This window comes from Mycobacterium montefiorense (assembly GCF_003112775.1).
In the GTDB taxonomy this organism is placed as follows: domain Bacteria; phylum Actinomycetota; class Actinomycetes; order Mycobacteriales; family Mycobacteriaceae; genus Mycobacterium; species Mycobacterium montefiorense.
The window spans coordinates 500,735-522,143 of sequence record NZ_BFCH01000017.1 but is presented as its reverse complement, the minus strand read 5'-3'; the positions used below and the strand labels follow the sequence as shown (position 1 = coordinate 522,143).

16 protein-coding genes are annotated in these 21,409 nt (G+C 66.1%); 5 read left to right on the top strand and 11 right to left on the bottom strand.

Going from position 1 to position 21,409, the window contains the following annotated elements; genetic code table 11:
• Positions 1 to 51: 51 nt before the first annotated feature.
• From DB708_RS12350 to DB708_RS12315, 8 genes are all read right to left on the bottom strand, one after another.
• Positions 52 to 1,512, bottom strand: coding sequence for a PPE family protein (locus DB708_RS12350; protein WP_201263500.1), 1,461 nt, complete (start codon positions 1,510 to 1,512; stop codon positions 52 to 54).
• A gap of 2 nt (positions 1,513 to 1,514) precedes the next feature.
• Positions 1,515 to 1,823 (bottom strand): PE family protein, encoded by a 309-nt coding sequence (locus tag DB708_RS12345; protein ID WP_108922180.1) that lies wholly within the window; start codon positions 1,821 to 1,823, stop codon positions 1,515 to 1,517.
• A gap of 46 nt (positions 1,824 to 1,869) precedes the next feature.
• Positions 1,870 to 5,862: a type VII secretion protein EccCa gene (eccCa, locus tag DB708_RS12340; RefSeq protein WP_108922179.1), complete on the bottom strand. Its 3,993-nt coding sequence runs from the start codon at positions 5,860 to 5,862 to the stop codon at positions 1,870 to 1,872.
• On the bottom strand, positions 5,859 to 7,466 hold the full coding sequence (eccB, locus tag DB708_RS12335) for a type VII secretion protein EccB (protein WP_108922178.1): 1,608 nt from the start codon (positions 7,464 to 7,466) through the stop codon (positions 5,859 to 5,861). Before eccB ends, eccCa begins: the two co-directional genes overlap by 4 nt.
• Complete coding sequence (eccA, locus tag DB708_RS12330) at positions 7,463 to 9,316, bottom strand: type VII secretion AAA-ATPase EccA (protein ID WP_108922177.1); 1,854 nt, start codon at positions 9,314 to 9,316, stop codon at positions 7,463 to 7,465. The genes eccB and eccA overlap by 4 nt, the downstream gene beginning before the upstream one ends.
• Positions 9,317 to 9,995: 679 nt before the next feature.
• Positions 9,996 to 10,901: a class I SAM-dependent methyltransferase gene (locus tag DB708_RS12325; protein WP_108922176.1), complete on the bottom strand. Its 906-nt coding sequence runs from the start codon at positions 10,899 to 10,901 to the stop codon at positions 9,996 to 9,998.
• 24 nt (positions 10,902 to 10,925) lie between these two features.
• Positions 10,926 to 12,491: a PPE family protein gene (locus DB708_RS12320; protein ID WP_108922175.1), complete on the bottom strand. Its 1,566-nt coding sequence runs from the start codon at positions 12,489 to 12,491 to the stop codon at positions 10,926 to 10,928.
• A gap of 98 nt (positions 12,492 to 12,589) precedes the next feature.
• Positions 12,590 to 13,498 carry an oxygenase MpaB family protein gene (locus DB708_RS12315; RefSeq protein WP_108922174.1) on the bottom strand — a complete coding sequence of 303 codons (909 nt, stop codon included), beginning with the start codon at positions 13,496 to 13,498 and terminating at the stop codon, positions 12,590 to 12,592.
• A gap of 82 nt (positions 13,499 to 13,580) precedes the next feature.
• Between DB708_RS12315 and DB708_RS12310 the strand changes: the two genes are divergently transcribed.
• A complete protein-coding gene (locus DB708_RS12310) occupies positions 13,581 to 14,285 on the top strand; it encodes a TetR/AcrR family transcriptional regulator (protein ID WP_108922292.1) in 705 nt (234 codons plus the stop codon).
• On the opposite strand, the gene DB708_RS12305 is transcribed toward DB708_RS12310, so the two are convergent.
• Positions 14,218 to 14,766 (bottom strand): hypothetical protein, encoded by a 549-nt coding sequence (locus tag DB708_RS12305; protein WP_108922173.1) that lies wholly within the window; start codon positions 14,764 to 14,766, stop codon positions 14,218 to 14,220. The genes DB708_RS12310 and DB708_RS12305 overlap by 68 nt on opposite strands.
• 35 nt (positions 14,767 to 14,801) lie before the next feature.
• A complete protein-coding gene (locus DB708_RS12300) occupies positions 14,802 to 15,383 on the bottom strand; it encodes a VOC family protein (RefSeq protein WP_108922172.1) in 582 nt (193 codons plus the stop codon).
• Positions 15,384 to 15,476: 93 nt separating this feature from the next.
• On the opposite strand from DB708_RS12300, the gene DB708_RS12295 reads away from it, so the two are divergent.
• From DB708_RS12295 to DB708_RS12280, 4 genes are read left to right on the top strand one after another with little or no spacing between them, the layout of a single operon-like run.
• Positions 15,477 to 16,115, top strand: a complete 639-nt coding sequence (locus tag DB708_RS12295) for a TetR/AcrR family transcriptional regulator (protein ID WP_108922171.1) — start codon at positions 15,477 to 15,479, stop codon at positions 16,113 to 16,115.
• A 1-nt stretch (position 16,116) separates the two neighbouring features.
• Positions 16,117 to 17,250, top strand: coding sequence for an alpha/beta hydrolase (locus tag DB708_RS12290; protein ID WP_108922170.1), 1,134 nt, complete (start codon positions 16,117 to 16,119; stop codon positions 17,248 to 17,250).
• Complete coding sequence (locus DB708_RS12285) at positions 17,226 to 18,197, top strand: 2-hydroxyacid dehydrogenase (protein WP_235616736.1); 972 nt, start codon at positions 17,226 to 17,228, stop codon at positions 18,195 to 18,197. Before DB708_RS12290 ends, DB708_RS12285 begins: the two co-directional genes overlap by 25 nt.
• 51 nt (positions 18,198 to 18,248) lie before the next feature.
• Positions 18,249 to 20,423 carry an acyl-CoA dehydrogenase gene (locus DB708_RS12280; protein WP_108922169.1) on the top strand — a complete coding sequence of 725 codons (2,175 nt, stop codon included), beginning with the start codon at positions 18,249 to 18,251 and terminating at the stop codon, positions 20,421 to 20,423.
• A gap of 171 nt (positions 20,424 to 20,594) precedes the next feature.
• Here DB708_RS12280 and DB708_RS12275 read toward each other — a convergent pair whose 3' ends face one another.
• Positions 20,595 to 20,909 (bottom strand): hypothetical protein, encoded by a 315-nt coding sequence (locus tag DB708_RS12275; RefSeq protein WP_108922290.1) that lies wholly within the window; start codon positions 20,907 to 20,909, stop codon positions 20,595 to 20,597.
• Between the last annotated feature and the right edge of the window lie 500 nt (positions 20,910 to 21,409).

Genomic DNA, 21,409 nt, shown 5'->3' with positions numbered 1-21,409 from the left:
TTCCGTCCCTTACGATTTCGATTATTGGCTGACGAGTGGCTAACTGTCTTGCTAACTTTCGGAGCCCCCTCCCCCCGCTTCATCGGGATCACCCGGGCCTTCGCCGTTGTGATCCCAGGTGCCCGGCACCATCGGCATCCGCGGGCCGCTGCCGAATTCATCACCGACCAGCTCGGTCAATCCGGAAGCTCGCAGATCCGCGTCTTTTCGCGCAGTGCCGGCGAACCCCAGCCGTCCGGCCCCACTTCCCGAAGCCATCGCGGCAGCCAATAGCTCTTCTTCATTGGGCGCGCCGCCCCAAACCGGGTCGACGTCGACGTTCATATCCAGAAACTCGTCGCCGTGATCGCGCATGGCGGCTCGCCTACGACGCCGTGCCGCGGCCGCCCGGCCCGGCACCGCCGCCGCGGCAGCCGGGATGGTCGCGGCCGGTGCCTTTACTCCACCGCGGCCACCCAACGTCGGGCCGAAGCCGGTTTCCGGATCGCCGCCGCCGTAGACCAAGTAGCCGAAAGTTCCGGCGGCCGGGGCCGGTGCCGGCGCGGTCGCCGCAGTGGCAGCCGAGGCGGGCGCGGGCGCCGGAGCCGAAGCGGGCGCCGGGGCGGGTGGGGCAATCGCGGCCACGGGCGGCATCGAAGCTTGAGACGCCTGCACCGGTGGGACCACCGCGGGCAGCTCATCCGGTACATCCTCGGGAGATTGCAGGTACAAGTAGGCGCCAATCCCGATGACCAGCGGGATCAAGAGCGGGGACACCAACAGCAAGGTCCAGAACGTATAACCGAATGGAATGAAAAACGCCTCGTAGGCGATGAAGAACAGCAATGGTCCGTAGGCCACCAGGAACGGCCCCAGCGCCTGCATGAGGTTCTGAAAGAACTGCGCGATCTGCCTGAGCAGATTCTCCAGCCAGTTGCCGGAGTCGGATTCGTTCGGCGCTGCCAGCGTCGAGAAGTTGTTGGCCTCGGCACCGGGACGCAGCACGTCAGGCGCCGGGTCCGGTTGTGGCGCCGACGCCAGCGCGGCACCGGAGACGACCTGGTAGGTGCTCATCGTGGTGGCGGCCTGGACCCACATCCGCGCATAGTCGGCCTCGTTGACCGCAATCGGAATCGTATTGATCCCAAAGAAATTCGTCCCTACCAGCACTCCGTGCACGGTGTGGTTGGCGGCCAGCTCCCCTAGCGTCGGCATTGCCGCCAGGGCGCCGGTGTAGGCCGCCGCCGCGACCTCATGCTGGGCGGCCACACCCGCACTGTTGACGCTGGACTGGATCAGCCACGCCAGATACGGCACATGTGCGGCCGCATACTGTTCGGCGCTGGGCCCTTCCCAGGCGCCGGCTTGCACTTCCCCCAGTAGCCCACTGAGTTCGGCTGCCGCGTCGGCATATTCGGTGCTGAGCGCGGTCCACGCACCGGCAGCCGCCAACAGCGGCCCCGGTCCCGGACCCGCGGTCAGCAACGCCGAATGCACCTCCGGCGGAGCAGCCATCCAGATAGGCGCCGTCATTGTCAGACGCCGCCCACTCCGTAGGTAGCGGCCGCCGCGGTGTCACCCACGAGATAGCTTGTCCCACCTTCGCCCACGCCCACACCGGCGCGGCCCAGCTCCTCCACACCCTCGGCGGCCACCACGGAGTGCATCTGCCCCTGGGCACTGAACCCGGCAGCCGTCGTCAACGACACCGGATCCGCCGCGGGCGGCACCACGGCGGTGATCGCCGGAGCGGCCGCCGCGTGCGCGCTCGCCAGCCGCGCCGTCAGCGCCTCCACCGCCGCGCTCGTCGCCGCCAAGCCTTCGGGAACTACTCGCAACGTCATAACTGCTCCTTTTCAGGTCCTGCTGTTGCGCTTTCACTAACCACCATCATCGGGCGAAACCTTCGTCGGCTCCCCCTACCACAGACTCGCCAACCAACGGGTTGACCAATTGCACGTACGTCGGGCTTTCGCTGTCTCCCAACAGAATTGCCCGTCCGGCAGGCAACCGGCCAAATCGCTGGCCGCGGATCTTGCCGCTGTCCTGCGGGTTGCCCGCCAGCATCAACGTGGTTGCCTGCAAATCGTTGAAGCGGCGCAGCAACGGACTGGTCATCAGCGCATGCCCCGAGCCGGTGGCCCGCGCCGTGACGATCACCCGCAGTCCCAGATCGGCGGCCTGGCTGAGTTCGGAGATCAGGCTGGTCCATGGCCGCTGTCCAATGTACGGCCCACTCATCGCCGGTGTATCCGGAATCTGGTCAACGTCGTCGATGATCAGATAGTGGGTGTGGCCCTGGTAGCTCCACCGGGCCAACTCCGCTGCCGACAAGCCGGCCGGCGGGCGCCGCGACGCGATGATGTTGGACAGCCCGAGCATCGCCGGGAGGACCCGGTCGATGTTGGCCGTGTATTCGTTGTCCGGGAAAAGCGGCTCTTCGACCAGATGCAGCCGCCGATCCAGCACCGTGAAAGCCACCTGGTCCGCGGTGGAATGCTCCCGGACGGTACGGATGATGTGGCGCAACAGCGTGGTCTTGCCCGCCTTGCTGTCACCGAACACCATCAGCAACGGGTTCTCGGTGAAGTCGAGCACGACCGGCGCCAGGTCCTCTTCGCGCTGACCGATGACGACTTGTTCGGATCCCCGATACAGCGGCCCGAGGGCATCGGGTGCCAGGTTGCTCGGCAACAGCCGAACCGGCGGTGCGGCCACACCCGGGTAGCGGGCGTTGATCGCGGCCACCTGGTCCAATTCCGGAGCCGCGAACAAGAAGTGCTCGGCGGCCATCGTCAACCCGCGACCCGGCTGGTCGGCCGGCACGGCGTCGGCCGGGCGGCGCAGCGCCCCAACCACTCGCACGTTGCTGTCCCGCGCGTCGTGCAGCTTGAGCTCGAGACGCAGCCCCAAACCGTCGCGCATCGCCAGCGGTACCTCCAGCCAGCTCGGCGTGGTGATGATCACGTGGATGCCGTACGCAAGACCGACGTTGACGAGTTCAGTCACCTTGGCCAGCAAAGGATTACGTGTGTTGAACTGGTCGGTGTTGTCCCGGGCGAAGGCGTAGAGGTTGTCGATGACCAGGAAAACCTCTCCGAAGCCGTCGTCGTGAGTCGAACCGTTCTTGTCCCGGAAGGCTTCTTGCTGCTGCCGGGAAATCAGCAGCTGCTCCAGCTCGCCGAAGGTGCGGCGGATGCGCTCGGGTTCCAGCGGCGACGCGATGCTGCCGATGTGCGCAAGATCTTCCAGCGCCCGCAGCTGCCCACCGCCGTAGTCCAAGCAGTAGAACGTGACATCGCGCGGCGAATGCAGGCTGGCTGCGGACAACATAAATGTTTGCAGCGCAGACGATTTGCCGGACTTGGCGCCCCCGTGGATCACCACGTTGCCAGCAGCCGAAGTGGCGTCGAACAACAGCGGATCGCGGCGCATCTCGAATGGCTTGTCGATCTCGCCGAGCGGCCAGCGCCACTGCCGTTCGGGCAGCCCGGCGCGAGCCAGCACCGACGTCAGCGGGATCGGCTCGTCCAGCGGCGGCAGCCACAGCTGCGGTGCCCGCGGCCCGCAGCTCGCGAGTTGCTCGCCAATGGTCGCGATCAGCTTGCGCGGCGGTCCGACAAACTCGTCTTGGTCCGCTCCGATGATCACCGTGCCCTGATCCGGCTCCACCCTGCCCGCCGTGAACAGCTTTGGCTGCGGGACAGACTGCACCACAAGGGTTTTAGCAGGCTGCGGCGGCTCGTAGATGCCGTCGACGTAGGTGCTGCGGAACTTGATCGGCGCGGCACCCGGGGCGGGCACCAGGAAGCCCACGCCCTTGTGCTCTTTGCCCGACTCGATGTGGTACGCGTCGTCCACGCCGATGATCTGGCGAGAAACGCTGGGACTGGCCACCTTCAACCCGATGCGGTACGAGGTGTTCTTGTCGATGTCCTTGATCTTGCCGACATCCAGCGTCTGGGACGCGAACAGAATGTGGATACGGAACGAGCGACCCTTGCGAGCCACGTAGTCGAACAGTTCCGCGTACTCCGGGTAGTCGGCCAGCATCAGCGTGAACTCGTCGGCGACCACGAACAGCGTCGGGATCGGCGGCAGCTCGTGCCCGGCGGCGATGGCGTTCTCGTACTCGACCACCGAGTTGAACGCACTGCCCTGAACCTGGCGGCCGGCCTCGCGGAGCAGCGTCTCGCGACGTGCGACCTCACCACGCAGCGTGTCGGCGAACCGGTCGGCCAGCGACTTCTTCTCGGCCATGTTCGAGATCACCGCGACGACCTGCGGGAAGTCCCGGAAGCTGTCGGCGCCGGCCTCACCCTTGAAGTCGGCATAGATCACGATGAGCCGGTCAGCCGAATGAGTTGTCAACAGCGACAACAGAATCGACATCAGGGTCTGCGACTTGCCAGAACCGGTCATACCGATCATCAGGCCGTGCGGGCCCATCCCGCCCTCGGCTTCGTCCTTGAGGTCGAAGAACAGCGGCTCGCCGGTCGCGGTGACACCGATCGGCACCCGCAACTCGTCGTCGCGGCGCCGCGGTCCCCACAGTGTCGGCACGTCCAGCTGCGACGCGTCCGGAACACCCAGCAGCGTCGTGAACGTGGCGCCACGCGTTGCCGCCGAGCGCAGCCCGGTGTGGGTCGGGTTGGAATCCCAGCGCGACAGCTGACGGGCCAGGTGTGCGACCTCGTCGACGCCGAGTTGATCGGCATTGTCGATGTAGCGCTGCCAGCCGCCGGTCTGCCAGCGTTCGATGGCCCCGTCCCGGCTGCCCCCGCCGTCCCGCCCGATGACACGCAGAATCGGCTTTTCCGGATCCGAATACTGTTCGCGGTTGGGCGGTGTGGTGGTGCGGTGCACGACGGTGACTCCGGCCCGGCCGATCGCCAGCGCCGACGCGTTCACGTCGTAGTCGGGATCGTCGATGATGATCAGCAGATGCCGCAGCGCATCGGCCGGATCGCCGGTGAATGACGGGCGGTCAGCCAGCGCCGGCCCCAGCAGGGCGATCAGCTCGTCGGGGTTGGTGGACAGGAAGCGGGCTGGCCCGACGCCGTCCACCTCGCCGGGAATGTCGATGTGGGGCAACCACTTCAGCCAGGACCAGTCGTGGTTCTCCAGATCGCGGGTGGCCAGCGCTACCCCCAACACCGTCGGGTCGTGCCAGGTCACTGCCTGAGCGATCCAGGCACGCACTGCGCCTTGCACGTCGTCTGGTTCACCGAAGACGGTGATCCGGGAGACTTTGGCCAAATCGATTCCGGTGGGCACATCGCGAACCGTGCGCTGAGTGTCGAGCAGGCTACGTAATGCGCTGTGTGACACCGGTTCCAGGTCGATTTCGTCGGCGGTGTCTTGCACCCGCACCGCCGTCGCCAGCGGAACCTGGTGACGCCCAGCCCGCAACACCAGGAAGTCGGGGTCGTGCGGGTCACGTTCCCACTGACGGCGAGATCCGGGCACCGTCGCCAGCGCCGACGGCTCGGGATGCGACCACTGCGCGGCGGCGCGCTGCTGGGCGGCCTGGGTGCGGATGTTGTCCCGAACCACCGACAGGTAGCGCAGGTAGTCGGCGCGCTCGGCGTCGACCTCCTCGGTGCGCATCTTGTTGTCGTTGCCCCGATAGAGCGCGGTTGCCGCCAGCAGCAACACGAACGGGAAGAACAGCGTCTGCGGCGAAATCACCTTCATCCCGGTGGCGACCAGCGCGACGATCATGCCGACGATCAGGATCACCAGCACGTAGGGCATCGCACGACGCAGGAACGACGGCGGAATCACCCGGGGCAGCTCGGGGGGCGCCTCGATCGTGATGGTGCCCTGGCGGGTGCTCGGCGGCGCCAGGCGCCGGCGTGCTTCGAAGATCAGACGGCTCATCGGGGTCCTCCTTCGGCCGACACCGGACGTCCGGGCTTGCTATCGGGCGCCAAGCCGTCGTGTGCGAGCAACGCGTCGGCGCGAGATAGCGTCGGGCCCGTCGCGAACAGCGACAGTATCGACCAGGGAATAGGAACGGGGGGTGGGGTTAAGCCCAGAGCCTCAACGGTTTTGCCGTGCCCGGCAGCGCCGTTGTCAGCTTCGTTGTCGATGCCGTAGCGGACTCCGGTGTCGGACACCCAGAACAGCGACCCGCTTCCCGGTGAAGTCGCGCCGCCACCGATGGACTGAGCGAAGTATCCGGTGCCCGGCGCCAGGGCGACACGGGTGGCGATTCCTTGGGAGCCACCACCGATCAGGTTCACGGTGCGAACCGCGTCGGGAACCGGCAGCGCCGAACCGGCCAGCAGGCTCAGCGAGCTGCTTGCAGCCCCGGCCGGCTTGCTCCAGTAGGCGCAGGCGACGGGGTCCTTGGCCGCGTCGACCAGGGCGACCTGGTGGTCGGGAAAGCGCGTGGTGTCCAGCATCCGTGACACCGGCAGCTTGGCTACCTCGTCGGCGCCGAGCCGCGGAGGTTGTTCCAGGCCATAGGAATTGGTGTTACGCAGGATCGCGGCGAGCACCGGCGAGATCGGTTGCAGGCCATCCGGCAGCACCGCGTAGTGCCGCAAGCTGCCCGGGTCGACGGCATAGGACGTCACGACGCCCCCGATCGGTGCCGGGACTGCGTAGTTCGCCGGGGTGCCGGCGTTCGGGATGCCCGGCGCGGTCAGCGCGGGCGCTTCTGGAATCGCATTGAACAGCCCCTCCGCGATGGGTCGCGGCGCGGGCAGGTCGACACCCAGACCCAACGCGTTGGTGACCGCGTGATTGGTCAGGTCGATCTGGCTGCGCTTGCCATCCCACAGCAGCCAGGTGCTGGAGCCCTTGTCGCCGTTGAACTCGACCAGGATCGCCTGGCCGGGCGCGATCGTGGCGGCACGCGCGCCGCTGCCGTCGGGCGTACCCGCGATCACGGTGACACCGGTGCTATGCACAGCATGCGAACCCTCGGCAGCCTCGTTGACGGCATCGCACACCGTCCAGCGCGCGTCATGAGATGCGTTCTGCACCATACGTTCTGGTGCACCAGGTATGCCGATCAGGTTTCCGAGCGGAAACCGGTCCAGCTCACTGCTCTTCACCGTGGCAGGGTTGACCGGCTTGCCGACGATCAGCCGCGCCGAGGTCAGGTTCAACACCGGGTGCAAGTCGTCACCGATCCGCACATACAGTGCGGCGGACTCCCGATCGGCGAGCACCGCGTTGCTGCCCGCCTGACCGTTGGGCCGGATCATCGAGAACACGAAGCAACCCGCTAGGCCGGTGATCAGAATCAGGGCGCCCATCAGCACCGCACGCGACTGGGTACGCAGCGGGTCGACCAGCATTCTGGTGTCGTGCAACGCAATTCCGGAGGCGATGCGGCGCATCACGAAGCGCCAGCCGGTCACCTGATGCCGGGTGACGAATCCGCGCCGGTAGACCACCTGGTCAGGATTGTCGTTGACAGGGGTCCGTGAGGAAAACGAGCGTCGTTCGTCCTGGGGCTCCGGGTTGGTCATGACGGCACCGAGAGGCCCAGGCCGCGCAGCAGCGGCTCTACTGAATTACTGACATCTCGGTCGGTGATCGTCATCAGCTCCTCATCGGTGAACGCACCGGTACCCGCCTGTTCTGAATGGTCCAACCGGAATTCGCGCTCTTCTTCGGAACGCTCGACGATGTTTCGGACGAAACGGCCGTTACCCGCAATGTCGAGGCTGCGCCGTTCGACTCCATTGGAGTCTGGTGTCGAGGACGTCGCCAAACTCGCGAACAGGGCATCCATGTGGTCGAGCGCGGATTGCTCGAAGATGCTGTCGCGCTGTTCGGCCATCTTGTGCGCGATCTCCACCAACTCGTGAGAGTTGTACGACGGGAAGGTGATATTGCGAGTGAACCGCGACCGTAGACCCTCGTTGGTGTCCAGGAACTTGTCCAGGTCCGCCCGGTAACCGGCGATGATCACCACCAGCCGGTCGCGGTCGTTTTCCATGCGGGCCAGCAGCGTGTCGATGGCGACCAGCCCGAAGTCGTTCTTGGCGCCGGTGGCCACCAGGGCGTAGGCCTCGTCGAGGAACAGCACGCCGTCCAGCGCGCTGTCGATGATCGCGTTGGTCTTGGCCTCGGTCTCACCGATGTGCTGACCGATCAGGTCGGCGCGGTGCACCTCGCGGATGTTCTCGCGCTTCAACAGGCCCAGGCCGCAATAGATTTTGGCGACCACACGCGCGATGGTGGTCTTACCCGTTCCGGGCGGCCCGGCGAACACCAAGTGGTGCGCGCGCTGCGCAACCTGAAGCCCGCGCTGCTTGCGGACCAGCTCCATGGCCACCGAGCTCTTCAGGCGCGATACCTGATTCTTCACTTCTTCCAGTCCGATGAATTCGGTCAGCTGGCGTTCGGCCTCGTGCAGCAGTACGGCCTTGCGTTCATGGGCGGCGGGGTCGACAAAATCCTCCGCGCTGGGCTCGGTGTCCGGATCCCACGGATCTTTACGAGCCTCGATGCGGGCCGCGTTGGTGGTAACAAGCCCAAAACTGGTGTCGGACAAGGCCTGTTCGACCTGCTCGTTCTCCGGGTGCGCGGCGTACAAGTCCTGCAACACCTCGCTCGCCGACTCCTCGTCGACGTGCACGCGCAGGACGAGCGCCTTGGCCAGCGCCCCATCGACGGCGGCCACCGTGACCGGACCTTCGGGCTCCTCGAGATAGGACAGCGCGGGGGCGAACATGCCCAGCCGGGCCAGCGCGGTGCCCAGGGCGATCTTGGCCGCGTGCGCGTAGGCCTCATCGAGGTCGGAGTCGTTGACGATCGGGGTCAGCAGCTTCACGACGTCGGACCACCGCTCGGCGCGGAAATTGATGACGACGGAGATCCACCGCGCCTCGCGCCAACTCGGGCGGCGCGCGCTGAGCCCGGTGACGATTTCATCCGCCTCGGCAAACCGGCCGGCCGTTGCCAACGCCGCCGCATAGGCGAGATGGAAGTCGTCGGGGTTGCTGGCGCGAAACTGTAGATACAGTCCGCTGTCGTAGCGGAAGCCCAGGGCGGCGGGCGCCAGGTCAACCTGTCGCTGCAACACGCCGGAGGTGGCCGCGGTGCGCGAAACCGCCTCGAGAACGCGGAATGACGCATCGCCGGCGGCGGCTAGCCCGGTCCAGGCGTCGCACTGGTCATGGGCGACGCGGGTCAGCGCGGTGAAACCCGAGCGGGCGGCGGCCAAATCGGCCGGACGCTGGCGTTGATAGACCGCGACACCTAACGCCCGGCAGCACGTAGCAAACCGGCTGACGACGTCGCCATCGACCCTGCTGTCCAACCGAGAAGTGCCCGGCTGGACTGCGAGTACACCACTCTCACCGCGTTCCACGGCCGCAATTTTCCATGAAGATAGTCTCCCCTAACTTAATTTGCTGAAGTTAGCATTGCATAAGCTAACTGTCGAGGTTCCCGGACCCGTCCAACTCGTCGTCCGCCGGCTTCCGCAGGGCCTCTGAGCTCGGCATTCTGCGTTATCACCGGTTCACCTCTCCAGTTGTGGCGTTGGCCTCACTCCCTTGGCGGCAAAGCTTAGTGAAAATGATTTTCATTAGCAAACGTGCACGTGTCTGGTTGTAGGCATCCAGCGGAAGCTGACGGCTCGGCGCGCAATCGGGTACCCGCCTCGCGGCGTGGTATCCGCATCCGCGCGGCCATAGCAGCAACTCCTTACCAATCGGGTGGCTTAACGACCGCCGTGAACACGGACGGCTCAGCGAGCACGCAAGTATTTAGTCGGCCGTCGAGCCGGAAAAGTTCCCCGGCACGCCGGTACGGCCAACGGTTTACCCGCTTTGCGCGGCACCCATGAGGGTCCGGACAAGGTCCTCACTTCTGACTCCCGTCACCGAACTCCTGACGAGTCGCGGTGCCACATCTCGGGCACTGCGAAGCCGAGGGGGCCCCCGCCCCGCGTTCAGACGTTACGACCGAATTGCTCTCAATCCCAGGGATCGGGTCGGAATGCATAGGGGTTTCAGGGTCCGGTCCCACAACGGTGGCGGTGAAGCTCAGGCCCGGACGGCGCTGACCAAGGTATTGCGGGCAATCATCGGCCCGGCCTCGATCTCCAGCCCCGGGACCGGACGGCCAACCTCGCGCAGGTAGTCCGCCAAAGGAGTGCCGACCGCGTTCCAGCCGTGCTGGCCGAACCAGTCGGCGGCCGGGGCATGTTGCTCGTTGTAGACCAACTGGAAGAACAGCCGTCCGTCGCCCTGCCTGGCGGCCGCACGTTCTTCCTCGACGGCGGCTTCGAATTCGTCGGCCTGCAGCGGCGCACCGTCCTCGACGGCGACATGGCTGCCATGTCCGGCCAGGCCGTCGATGCCGGTGAACAACTGCTCCTGCGCGGCGGCCGGCAGATACACCAGCAAACCCTCGGCGATCCACGCCGAGGGCATCGCGGGATCGAACCCGCTGTCCCGCAACGCCTGTGGCCAATCGTCACGCAGATCGACGGCGACCTCGCGGCGCTCAGCGCGCGGCTGGTCGCCGTGGCCGGCGAGCACCTCACGCTTGAAATCAAGGACCTGCGGGCGATCCAACTCGAAGATCGTCGTCGCGGCGGGCCAGTCCAGACGGTAGGCGCGCGAGTCGAGTCCGGCCGCAACAATGACAACCTGCCGCACGCCGGCTTGGGCGGCCCGCAGGAAGTACTCGTCGAAGTACTTCGTGCGCGCAGCCTGGAAGTTGACGAAGTGGTCGCCGAAGTCGGCGCTCTTGAGATGGTGGTCGCAATCCTTGCCGTCGAGAACGTCGGCCGCCGACCCACCGACGGCACGAAAGAAGACCTCCGCGTACTGATCGACGACCAGCGGGTTGGGCTTCTGCGCCTCCAGCGCCCGCGCGGTCGCTACGAACAACGCGGTCGAACCGACACTTGTTGTGATGTCCCAGGTATCACCTTCGCTCCGCATCGGGCCGACAATACGGCAACAGCCTTAGCCGTCGCTGGCGTCCGGGTGCCAGGTGCCTGGGATCATCGGCATGCTGGGCCCATTGCCGAACTCGTCGCCGGTCAGAGTGGTCAAGCCCGCCGCGACGGCGGTCCGGGTGCGTGCCGTGCCGGCGAATCCGAGATCCCCGGCACCCCGATCTGACGCCATCGTCGCCGGCTCATCCCAGTCCGGGTCGACGTCGACGTTCATGTCCATGTACTCGTCGCCATACCCGCGCCGCCGAGCCCGTTGCCGGCGCCGAGCCCGAGCCTCTTCTCGCGCGCCGGCCGCTGCCGCCGAATCCGGCTCTGGTGCCTTCTTTTTCGCACCCGCCGCCGCGCTGGCGCTCATTGCCGAGCCAAACCCGATCCCGGGCGGCGCAACGACGTACGGCGGCACGAAGCCGGGCCCGGCCGCGGCCGGTGGCGCGGGCGGAGCCGAACTGACCACGGCGCTCGCCGTGAGAGTTGACGCGGGTGCCGGTGCGGTCGCGGGCGCCGCAGCCGGCGCGGCGATGGGGGCCGTCCCGAGGGCGGCCGGCAGGCCGGGCGCGGGCGCGGCGGGCGGGGGCACCGCCGCCACCGGCGCCGGGGCGTGCGCCAGCCCGGCCAGCCCGGCGAAGCCGCCGAGCGCCCCGAGAGGGGCCGTCGCCGCGACGATCGGGACCAGCAGCAATGTAGGAGAACTCGACAACCAGCTAGCGATCTCGGCGATGTGAGTGGGCCAATCCACCGACGCGAGGAAGGCGATGTACTGCCACGCCAACGCCGGATTTGTCTTCATGTACACGGCGAACTGCTCGAAATCCTCGAGAAGTTCCAGGGCGCGAACCACCCAAAAGATCAGCTGACCCGGATTCGCATAGGAGTCGTAGGGCAACCCGTTGACAGTGCCCTTTGCGGGATTCCAGTCAATCCCGAACAGTCGCAGGATCTTCGCAATAAGTTGGTTGAACCAGTTGTCCACGGTGGGGTCGGGGAACTCGTCGTCGTCGCCGTCATCGGCGGCCTGTTGCTGGACGGCGGTGTCGGATTTCAGGATCTGCGGCGCCGGGTCGGTTTGTGGGTTGGCCGCCAGGGCCGCGGTGGAAACGGCTTGGTAAGTCGTCATGGTGCCGGCGGCCTGGGCCCACATCCGCGCATAGTCGGCCTCGTTGACAGCAATCGGAATCGTATTGACGCCAAAGAAATTCGTCGCCATCAGTGCGCCGTGTACGGCGTGGTTGGCGGCCAGCTCGGGCAGGGTCGGCATCGCCGCCAGCGCCGCGGTGTAGGCGGTTGCGGCCGTTTCGTGCTGGGCGGCCGCAGCGGCGCTGTGCGCGCTGGCTTGCGTCAACCACGCCAGGTAGGGGGCGTGTGCGGCCACGTAGGACTCGGCGCTGGGGCCCTGCCATGCCCCGGCCTGCGTCGACGCCAGCACGCTGCTGAGTTCTGCTGCTGCCGCGGCGTATTCGGCGCTCATCGCGCTCCACGCGGCCGCCGCGGCAAACAGCGACGCCGGCCCGGGACCGCTGCCCAGCAACGCCGAATGCACCTCCGGCGGAGAAGCCATCCACATCGGTGCGGTCATTTGTACCCCTCGGGCTGCAGCGTTTTTGCAAGACTGCCGAGAGCTTACTGAAAATGATTATCATTATCAATGTGAGGCCGAGCCCCGGGTGCGGCGCGCTAGACCAACGGGCGCCCGGTCCTGATCCGGCGGTCAAGATCCCACAGCATCAGGTTGAACGGGAACTGCCGGATAACCCGCGGCAGCATCCGGTTCACCGCCCCCAATACCGCCATCAACTGGTCGAAGCGCCGTTGCTTGGCGCCATCCCAGGGCAACCGCATCTGGTCGCGAAATCGTTGCGGCAGAAAGCCGGTGGTGATCAACAGGCCGAAGTTGTCGGACATGCGCTGCAGTCGCGCCGGCAGCACCACTAACCGTGAGCGGCCCGCGGCGATCGGATACAAGAATTCGCGAACCGTGTCGTCGATGTGCACCTTGGCCAGCGACTCCTGCCAGTACTCGTCGAAAGCAGCGCGGTCCGGTGGCCACATCTGAGCCGGCACCTGCAACGTGGTGCCCAGGGTCATGCCCTCGCGGTACAAGCGATCGGCGTCCGCCTCGTCCATCTCGCCGACAAATGTGCGGTAGATGTCGATGCCGCCCTTGTAGATACAGGCCGCCACCCACAGCTGCAACTCGGGATCAAACGCGTTGTATTGCACCGGGTCGTCGGGCCTCGAGTAGACCTGCGCGTGCGACCGGTTGACCGCGCGGCGGTAGGCGGCCTTCTGCTCGTCGGTCCCGGCATTGGCGACCGCGATGTAGGTAAAGGTAGTGCGCGCCCGCTTGATCGGATGGCGGTCGATGCGGCCGCTCTCGACGCGGCTCTCCGCCACACCGTGGCCGACGCCGGGACGCGACAGCTCCATGATCACGTTGGCCGGGCCGGCCAATAGCGCCACGCCCATCAGCCCATAGTCGCCGGCAGCCCGGCGTCGCCGGCGGCTCGCCTGGGGGCGCGGCGGGTCGGCCATCGGGCGCTCGACATGTGGAATGAGCCGGTGAACCGCCTCGTGGATCGCCATCCGAACACCTCTCCGCCGTTCGCGCCAAAAATGTGACAACGTTCGTTTCCTGATATTGTCGCCGCAGCGCGTCGGTGTCAAGATGGTGGTCATGGCCCAGACCCCAAGCATGCGCCCCTACCGCGGCGTCGAGGCCGCCCGGCGACAGGCCGAACGACGCGGGCGGCTGCTGACTGCCGGGCTGGACCTGCTGGGCGCGGGCGAGCAGGATGCCTCCGCGCTGACGGTTCGCGCCGTCTGCGGGCGGGCCGGCCTGACCCCTCGCTATTTCTACGAAAGCTTCAGCGACAGAGACGGATTCGTCGGTGCGGTCTTCGACTGGGTGATAGCCGAGCTGGCCGCCACCACCCAGGCCGCGGTCGCGGCGGTGCCGATAGACGAACAAGCCCGCGCGGGTATGGCCAACATCGTGCGGAGCATCGCCGGTGACCCCCGGGTCGGGCGGCTGCTGTTCAGCACTGCACTTGCCGATGCCGTTATCGTGCGCAAACGCGCCGAATCGACCGCGTTGTTCGCCATGTTGCTGGGCCAGCATGGCGCCGACATGCTGCGGATGCCGGCAAACAACAGCATGAAAGCGGGCGCGCACTTCGCGGTGGGCGGCGTCGGGCAGATGATCAGCGCCTGGCTGGCCGGCGACGTAGGGCTAGAGCCCGACCAGCTCGTCGATCAGCTCGCGGTACTGCTCGACGAACTCGCTCATCCGAGGCTGTACGGCCTCACGGAAACAACGGCAGCTGCCACAACCGCATGCCGGGATCCAGGAGCCACAGACGCAACATCGTGAGCCGCATGATCCGCTGCGCGCCGCGGATCATGAAAATCGCGAGTGGCACTTCGATCCCCAGCGCCGTGATGACCGACAGCCAGATGTCGTCGGGCCCCGCGGTCATCAGGTCGAACCACGCGTCGCAGATCAGCAGCACGCCGGAGGTGAACGCCGCGAACAGCAGTATTTGGCGCCGCAGATAACCGAAAATCGCTGTCGCCACCATAAATCCGGCCAGCAAGATGTCGAAGCCCACCCAGGTCAGACCCCAATTGCGCGCAACGTAATTGTCCGGCAGCGTCAGCGAGAGATAGACCAGCCAGGGGACCATCGCGATCGAGCCCCCGATCATCAAGCCCAATCGGATGCGCCGCATCCGCGCCAGCAGCATCGGATCGATCACCTCGTGCAGCGGTGCCTCTAGTCGCGTGATCAGGTCTCGCCGCTGCGCGGGCGTCAACGCCGCGATCTGCTCATCGGTCAAAATGCCGTCGGTCATCACGGACTCCCCCGGCTCGGCCACCCTTGTGCCGATTAGGTTACGGCGTGCGCCTTCGGTCGCCGATCGGCCGACGTCCTGGGCACAGCCTGGGCATCACTCGCACCGAATTCCTTTACCCAGCAGGCAAACTCGAGTGTGACGCCGTCCGGGTCCAGGAAATAGAATGAGCGCACATACACACCGGGGTGCACCGTCGCGGAAACCTGCATCTCGCTCTCGTCGTGATTGAGGATCGGGCCGACGCGCACACCCTTGTCCTTGAGGCGCTGTCGGTAGGCGTCGAACTTCTCGGCCGGCACGTGAAAGGCGAGATGGTTCATCGTGCTGACCGCACTGGTGATGTCCCCGATGCCCGGGATCGCCGCCGGCGACGAGATACCGGGCACCCGGTCGGGCGCGTCGGCGAACCAGAAGAACGCGACACAGTCCCCGTTGCCGGCATCGAAGAAGAAGTGCTGCCCCGCACCGCCCGGCATATCAAGCGATTTGATCAACGGCATGCCGAGGATGTTGCTGTAGAAGTCCACGGTGCGGGCCATGTCGGAACACACCAGCGCAACATGGTTGATGCCGCCCAGTTCGAACTCGGAGTTGGTGTTGTTCGGCTTGATCACGTTGCAGCTCCGATCGACCGTTTGGGCCTGGCCAAGATGCAAAACTGAATCTAACATCAGATTCAGTTTTGCTCCAGGGTGAGGAATGCTCAGATGTCGATCGCGGCGGAGTCCAACGGCCGACCGGCCGAGTTCCCGACCCACCGCGGCAGGCGCACGCAGGCAGCGATCGACGCAGCGGCGCGAACGGTCATCGCGCGCAAGGGAATCCTGGCGACGACCATCGCCGACATCGCCGCGGAAGCGGGCCGCTCGCCGGCATCCTTCTACAACTATTACGACTCCAAAGAGGCGATGGTCCGCCAGTGGGCACTGCGCTTCCGCGACGAGGCCAATGAGCGCGCACGCTCAGTCACCGGCCACGGTTTGTCCAACCGGCAACGCGCCCATGAGGCGGCGACCGCGCACTGGCACACCTACCGCAACCGGCTCGCCGAGGTGACCAGCGTTTCTCAGCTGGCGATGGTCAACGACGACTTCGCGCAGTATTGGGCCGAAATCTGCGAAATCCCAATCTCTTTCATTGCAGAGACGGTCCGGCGCGCCCAAACCAAAGGGTTTTGCTCCGGCGACGACCCGCAGCTGATCGCCGAGGCGATCGTGGCGATGTTCAACCAGTTCTGCTACATCCAGGTCAGCCGGGCCGGGACAGACGAGCTCGACGACCAGGCGTGCATCCAAACCCTCGCCAACATCTACTACCGGGCGATCTACACGAAGGAAGGTCGCTGAATTGACGCCGAATAGCGGCAGTACCGGCGTTGTCCGCGAGTTCGTCGGCTTGCCGTCGCGCACTGCCGAGCGGGCTGGCGCCGGCGGGCATCCGTGCCAGGGGCTGTACCACCGCGGCGTGGGACGCAAGCCGAAGGTGGCGATGATCGCCGCGCATTATCAAATCGACTTCTCCGAGCACTATCTCGCCGACTACATGGCCATCCGGGGCATCGGATTTCTCGGCTGGAACACCAGGTTCCGCGGCTTCGAATCCAACTTCCTGCTCGACCACGCGCTGGTCGACATCGGCGTCGGGGTGCGCTGGCTGCGCGAAGTTCAGGGTGTCGATACCGTTGTGCTGCTGGGTAATTCAGGAGGAGGTTCGTTGATGGCCGCCTATCACTCGCAGGCCGTCGACCCGAATGTGACCCCGCTGCAGGGCATGCGCCCGGCGGCCGGGCTGACGGAGTTGCTCCCTGCCGACGGCTATGTCGCCACCGCGGCTCATCCCGGACGCCCGGAGGTGCTGACGGCTTGGATGGACGCGTCCGTCGTCGACGAAAACGATCCCGTCGCTACCGATCCCGACCTCGATCTGTTCGACGAGGTCAATGGTCCGCCGTATTCGCCGGACTTCGTCGCGCGCTACCGCGCGGCGCAGACCGCACGCAACCACGCCATTACCGACTGGGCCGAGACGGAGCTCAAACGTGTTCGCGCTGCGGGGTTTTCCGACCGCCCGTTCTCGGTCATGCGAACCTGGGCCGACCCCCGCATGGTCGATCCCAGCATCGAGCCCACCAAGCGCGCAGCCAACCAGTGCTACGCGGGCGTGCCGGCGAAGGCCAACCGCTCCGCGCAGGGCATCGCCGCATTCTGCACCCTGCGGAGCTGGCTGGGTATGTGGAGTTTGCGGACGGCGCAAACCCGGGCCGAGCCACACCTGAGCCGGATCAGCTGCCCGGCCCTGGTGATCAACGCCGAGGCCGACACCGGAGTTTTTCCATCTGACGCCCAACGCATCCACGACGCACTCGCCGGCACCGACAAGTCACAGGTATCGATCGACAGCGACCACTACTTCACCACCCCGGGCGCGCGCAGCGAGCAGGCGGATACCATCGCCAGGTGGATCAGCAAGCGGTGGCACTGAGAGTTCTCGCCCACTTCGTCCCCGGCGACAAAGTCCTCGATTTCCTTGCTGCCGAAGCAAATTGGCTTGACATTCGATGGTGTGCCGCCGATGACGACACCGACTTCTACCGTGAATTGCCCGAAGCCGACGTGATTTGGCACGTACTACGACCGTTGTCAGGCGCGGACCTTCGCCGTGGCAAACGGCTGCGGCTGGTGCACAAACTCGGGGCCGGAGTGAACACCGTCGACATCGAGGCGGCGACGGAACGCGGCATCGCTGTCGCCAACATGCCGGGCGCCAATGCGCCGTCGGTGGCCGAGGGAACGGTGCTGTTGATGCTCGCCGCGCTGCGCAGGCTGCCGGCGCTGGATCGCGCCACCCGGCAGGGGCGCGGCTGGCCGTCGGATCCCGGACTTGGTGAGACGGTCCGCGACATCGGCGGCTGCACCGTCGGCCTGGTGGGCTACGGGAATATCGCCAAGCGGGTCGCCGCCTTCGTCGGCGCGATGGGAGCCACCGTGGTGCACACCAGCACCCGCGACGACGGGCTTCCCGGCTGGGTGCCGCTGCCCGAACTGCTGGCCGTTAGCGACATAGTCTCGCTGCACCTACCGTTGACAGCCAACACCCATCATCTGCTCAATCGGGATGCGATCGCCTTGATGAAGCCCAGCGCAGTGCTGGTCAATACGTCACGTGGACCCGTCGTCAATGAAAGCGCACTGTTCGTCGCGCTGCGCGACGGGAGGCTGGCGGCAGCGGGGCTCGACGTATTCGAGGTCGAGCCGGTGGCGCCGGACAATCCGCTGTTCGATCTGGACAACGTGGTGCTGACACCGCACGTCACCTGGTACACGGCCGACACGATGCGGCGCTATCTGGTCGAGGCCATCGGTAACTGCCGGCGCCTGCACGACGGCGAGCCCCTGGCCAATGTGGTCAACCAACCCACCGGTTATTAGATTGATCAGTGCTTGGCCGAAACAAGCCCCGAACGCATGGGAAGGCGACCAATGCCGATCGCAATAAATCCTGAGCATCAAGACCTAGCGGACTCAGTGCGGTCCCTGGTGGCGCGTGTCTCGCCGTCAGAGGTGCTACACGCGGCCATGGAGACCCCGATCGAGAACCCGCCGCCATACTGGCAGGCGGCCGCCGAACAGGGTCTGCAGGGCGTTCACCTGTCCGAATCCGTCGGCGGGCAGGGCTTCGGCCTCCTCGAGCTGTCCATCGTGCTGGCCGAGTTCGGCTACGGCGCCGTACCCGGGCCGTTCGTGCCGTCGGCGATCGCCAGTGCGCTGATCGCCGCGCATGACCCGCAGGCCAAGGTGCTCGCCGAGCTGGCGTCGGGCGGGGCCATAGCCGCCTATGCCCTGGACTCCGGATTGACCGCCACCCGCAAGGGCGACGCGCTGGTGATCCGTGGCGAGGTTCGTGCGGTCCCCGCCGCGGCACAGGCCTCGGTGTTGGTGCTCCCGGTGGCGATCGACAGCGGCGACGAGTGGGTGGTGCTGCGCGCCGACCAGCTCGAGATCGAGCCGGTGAAAAGCCTGGACCCGCTGCGGCCCATCGCGCACGTGCGGGCCGACGCCGTCGAGGTCGGCGACGATGCCCTGCTGAGCAGCCTGACCGTGACCACCGCCTACGCGTTGATGTCGACGCTGCTGTCCGCCGAGGCGATCGGTGTGGCCCGCTGGGCGACCGATACGGCGTCGGAGTACGCCAAGATCAGGGAACAGTTCGGCAGGCCGATCGGTCAGTTCCAGGCCATCAAGCACAAGTGCGCGGAGATGATCGCCGATACCGAGCGGGCAACCGCGGCGGTGTGGGACGCGGCGCGTGCGATCGACGAGGCGTCGCCGGACGTGGAGTTCGCCGCCGCGGTGGCCGCGACGCTGGCACCGGCCGCCGCCCAGCGATGCACACAGGACTGCATCCAGGTGCACGGCGGCATCGGTTACACCTGGGAGCACGACACAGGCGTCTACTACCGCCGGGCGCTGATGCTGGCCGCCTGCTTCGGTCGCGGCGCCGACTACCCGCAGAAGGTGGTCAACACCGCGACCACCACCGGGATGCGGGCGGTGGACATCGACCTGGATCCCGAAACCGAAGAGCTGCGGGCCGAGATCCGGGCCGAGGTCGCGGCCCTCAAGGCCATGGAACGCGAGCAGCGCACGATCGCGATCGCCGAAGCCGGGTGGGGGCTGCCATATCTACCCAAACCGTGGGGCCGGGCGGCGAACCCGATCGAGCAGATCATTATCGCCCAGGAGTTCGCCACCGGCCGGGTCAAGCGGCCGCAGGTCGGCATCGCCGCCTGGATCATCCCGTCCATCGTCGCGTTCGGAACAGAGGAGCAAAAGCAACGTTTCCTGCCGCCGACCTTGCGCGGCGAGATGATCTGGTGCCAGCTGTTCTCCGAGCCCGGCGCCGGCTCGGATCTGGCCGGGCTGAGCACGAAGGCAACCCGGGCCGACGGCGGCTGGCGCATTACCGGCCAGAAGATTTGGACCACCGCCGCGCAGTACTCGCAGTGGGGTGCGCTGCTGGCCCGGACGGACCCGTCGGCTCCCAAGCACAACGGCATCACCTACTTCCTGCTCGACATGCGCAGCGAAGGTGTGACGGTCAAGCCGCTGCGTGAGCTCACCGGGAACGCGATGTTCAACACCGTCTACATCGACGACGTGTTTGTGCCCGACGAGTGCGTGCTGGGCGAGGTCAACCGCGGCTGGGAGGTCAGCCGCAACACGCTGACCGCCGAGCGGGTGTCGATCGGCAGCAGCGACGCGAATTTCCTGGCCACTCTTCCCCAATTCGTCGAGTTCGTTCGCGACGGCCAGTTCGATCAGGTCTCCCAACACCGGGCCGGACAGTTGATCGCCGAGGGGCATGCCGCCAAGGTGCTGAACCTGCGCTCGACGCTGTTGACGCTGGCCGGCGGTGACGCCATGCCGTCGGCGGCGATCTCGAAGCTGTTGTCGATGCGCACCGGCCAGGGCTACGCGGAATTCGCGGTGTCGTCGTTCGGCACCGACGCCGCGATCGGAGACCCCGATCAGTTGGCCGGCAAGTGGGGCGAGTACCTGCTGGCCAGCCGGGCCACCACCATCTATGGCGGCACCTCGGAAGTACAGCTCAACATCATCGCCGAGCGATTGCTGGGCCTGCCCCGCGACCCGTAAACAAATCCATGCCGACCCGGGGCCGGTCCCGGGTCGGCATGGATGTTTGTGGAGTGGGGGCCACGCCGGCCTGAGATTGTCAGACCGGCGTGGTTCACCCCCCTTAACAGCGGGCCGGCCAGCCAGTAACTCTGGCAGGACGAGGCTGGCCGATCCCGCGCCTATGGCGGCTCAGAACCACGGGCGCCAGAAGCCTCCGTGGCCCCAGCCCCAGCCACCGCGACCCCAACCGTGGTGACCCCAACCGTGGTGACCCCAGCCGCGGCCCCAGCCGCCGCCGTGGCCCCGGCCACCGTGACCCCAGCCTCCGTGGCCCCAACCGGGCCGGTCCGGAAGGACGCCAGGACCGAGCGGCACGTCGCCGTGCGGTCCGGCAGTTGCGAAACCTGTAGTGAGAGCGGGCGCCGGCGCGGCCTGCGCCGCAGGGGCGCCGCCGAACAGCAGTGCGCCGGCCACCGCGCCGCGGATCGATCGCAGTGAATTCATCTTGGTGAGCTCCTTCCGAGACCTCATTTCCCCGACATCTCGAACGCTACGCATAAATAACTAGGCAAACAATAGAAGTAGGGCTAATTCGTGCTGTGAATTTGATGTCAGGCGGCGTAGATCTGTCAAAACTGACTGTCATATTCGCGTATCGCCGGATCGCATATCCAGAAGTACTTACTTGTGGCATTCAGAATATCTGCCAATACTGAGATCAGTGTCCGCTGAAGCCAGCATTTGTACTGCATGTACTAGCTATACTGAAGTACTGAGATACGCATTATTGCGCTTCAGTAGATCCGCATTTGCACGTCGCTGCAATCACTTAATTAATGATTGATTGCCACTTTTTGTGACGAATACTGGCAAGTTAATGCTAGAGATAGCATGGCCCGACGCGCATGCATCTATTTATCTATAGCAAATGCCATGAATTTCTCCTGGTAGAGCCCCAGGTCAGCGCCAGGCACACCCACGCCGAGTACGGTCGGGCGGTGACA

Excerpts from the sequence above, each read along its gene's own strand:
- DB708_RS12325 (WP_108922176.1), bottom strand. The coding sequence starts at position 10,901 with ATGCGGAGCGAAGGTGATACCTGGGACATCACAACAAGTGTCGGTTCG.
- DB708_RS12280 (WP_108922169.1), top strand. The coding sequence starts at position 18,249 with ATGCCGATCGCAATAAATCCTGAGCATCAAGACCTAGCGGACTCAGTG.
- DB708_RS12305 (WP_108922173.1), bottom strand. The coding sequence starts at position 14,766 with ATGACCGACGGCATTTTGACCGATGAGCAGATCGCGGCGTTGACGCCC.
- DB708_RS12275 (WP_108922290.1), bottom strand. The coding sequence starts at position 20,909 with ATGAATTCACTGCGATCGATCCGCGGCGCGGTGGCCGGCGCACTGCTG.
- DB708_RS12310 (WP_108922292.1), top strand. The coding sequence starts at position 13,581 with ATGGTGGTCATGGCCCAGACCCCAAGCATGCGCCCCTACCGCGGCGTC.
- DB708_RS12320 (WP_108922175.1), bottom strand. The coding sequence starts at position 12,491 with ATGACCGCACCGATGTGGATGGCTTCTCCGCCGGAGGTGCATTCGGCG.
- DB708_RS12345 (WP_108922180.1), bottom strand. The coding sequence starts at position 1,823 with ATGACGTTGCGAGTAGTTCCCGAAGGCTTGGCGGCGACGAGCGCGGCG.
- DB708_RS12295 (WP_108922171.1), top strand. The coding sequence starts at position 15,477 with ATGTCGATCGCGGCGGAGTCCAACGGCCGACCGGCCGAGTTCCCGACC.
- eccB (WP_108922178.1), bottom strand. The coding sequence starts at position 7,466 with ATGACCAACCCGGAGCCCCAGGACGAACGACGCTCGTTTTCCTCACGG.
- DB708_RS12315 (WP_108922174.1), bottom strand. The coding sequence starts at position 13,498 with ATGGCGATCCACGAGGCGGTTCACCGGCTCATTCCACATGTCGAGCGC.
- eccCa (WP_108922179.1), bottom strand. The coding sequence starts at position 5,862 with ATGAGCCGTCTGATCTTCGAAGCACGCCGGCGCCTGGCGCCGCCGAGC.
- DB708_RS12350 (WP_201263500.1), bottom strand. The coding sequence starts at position 1,512 with ATGACGGCGCCTATCTGGATGGCTGCTCCGCCGGAGGTGCATTCGGCG.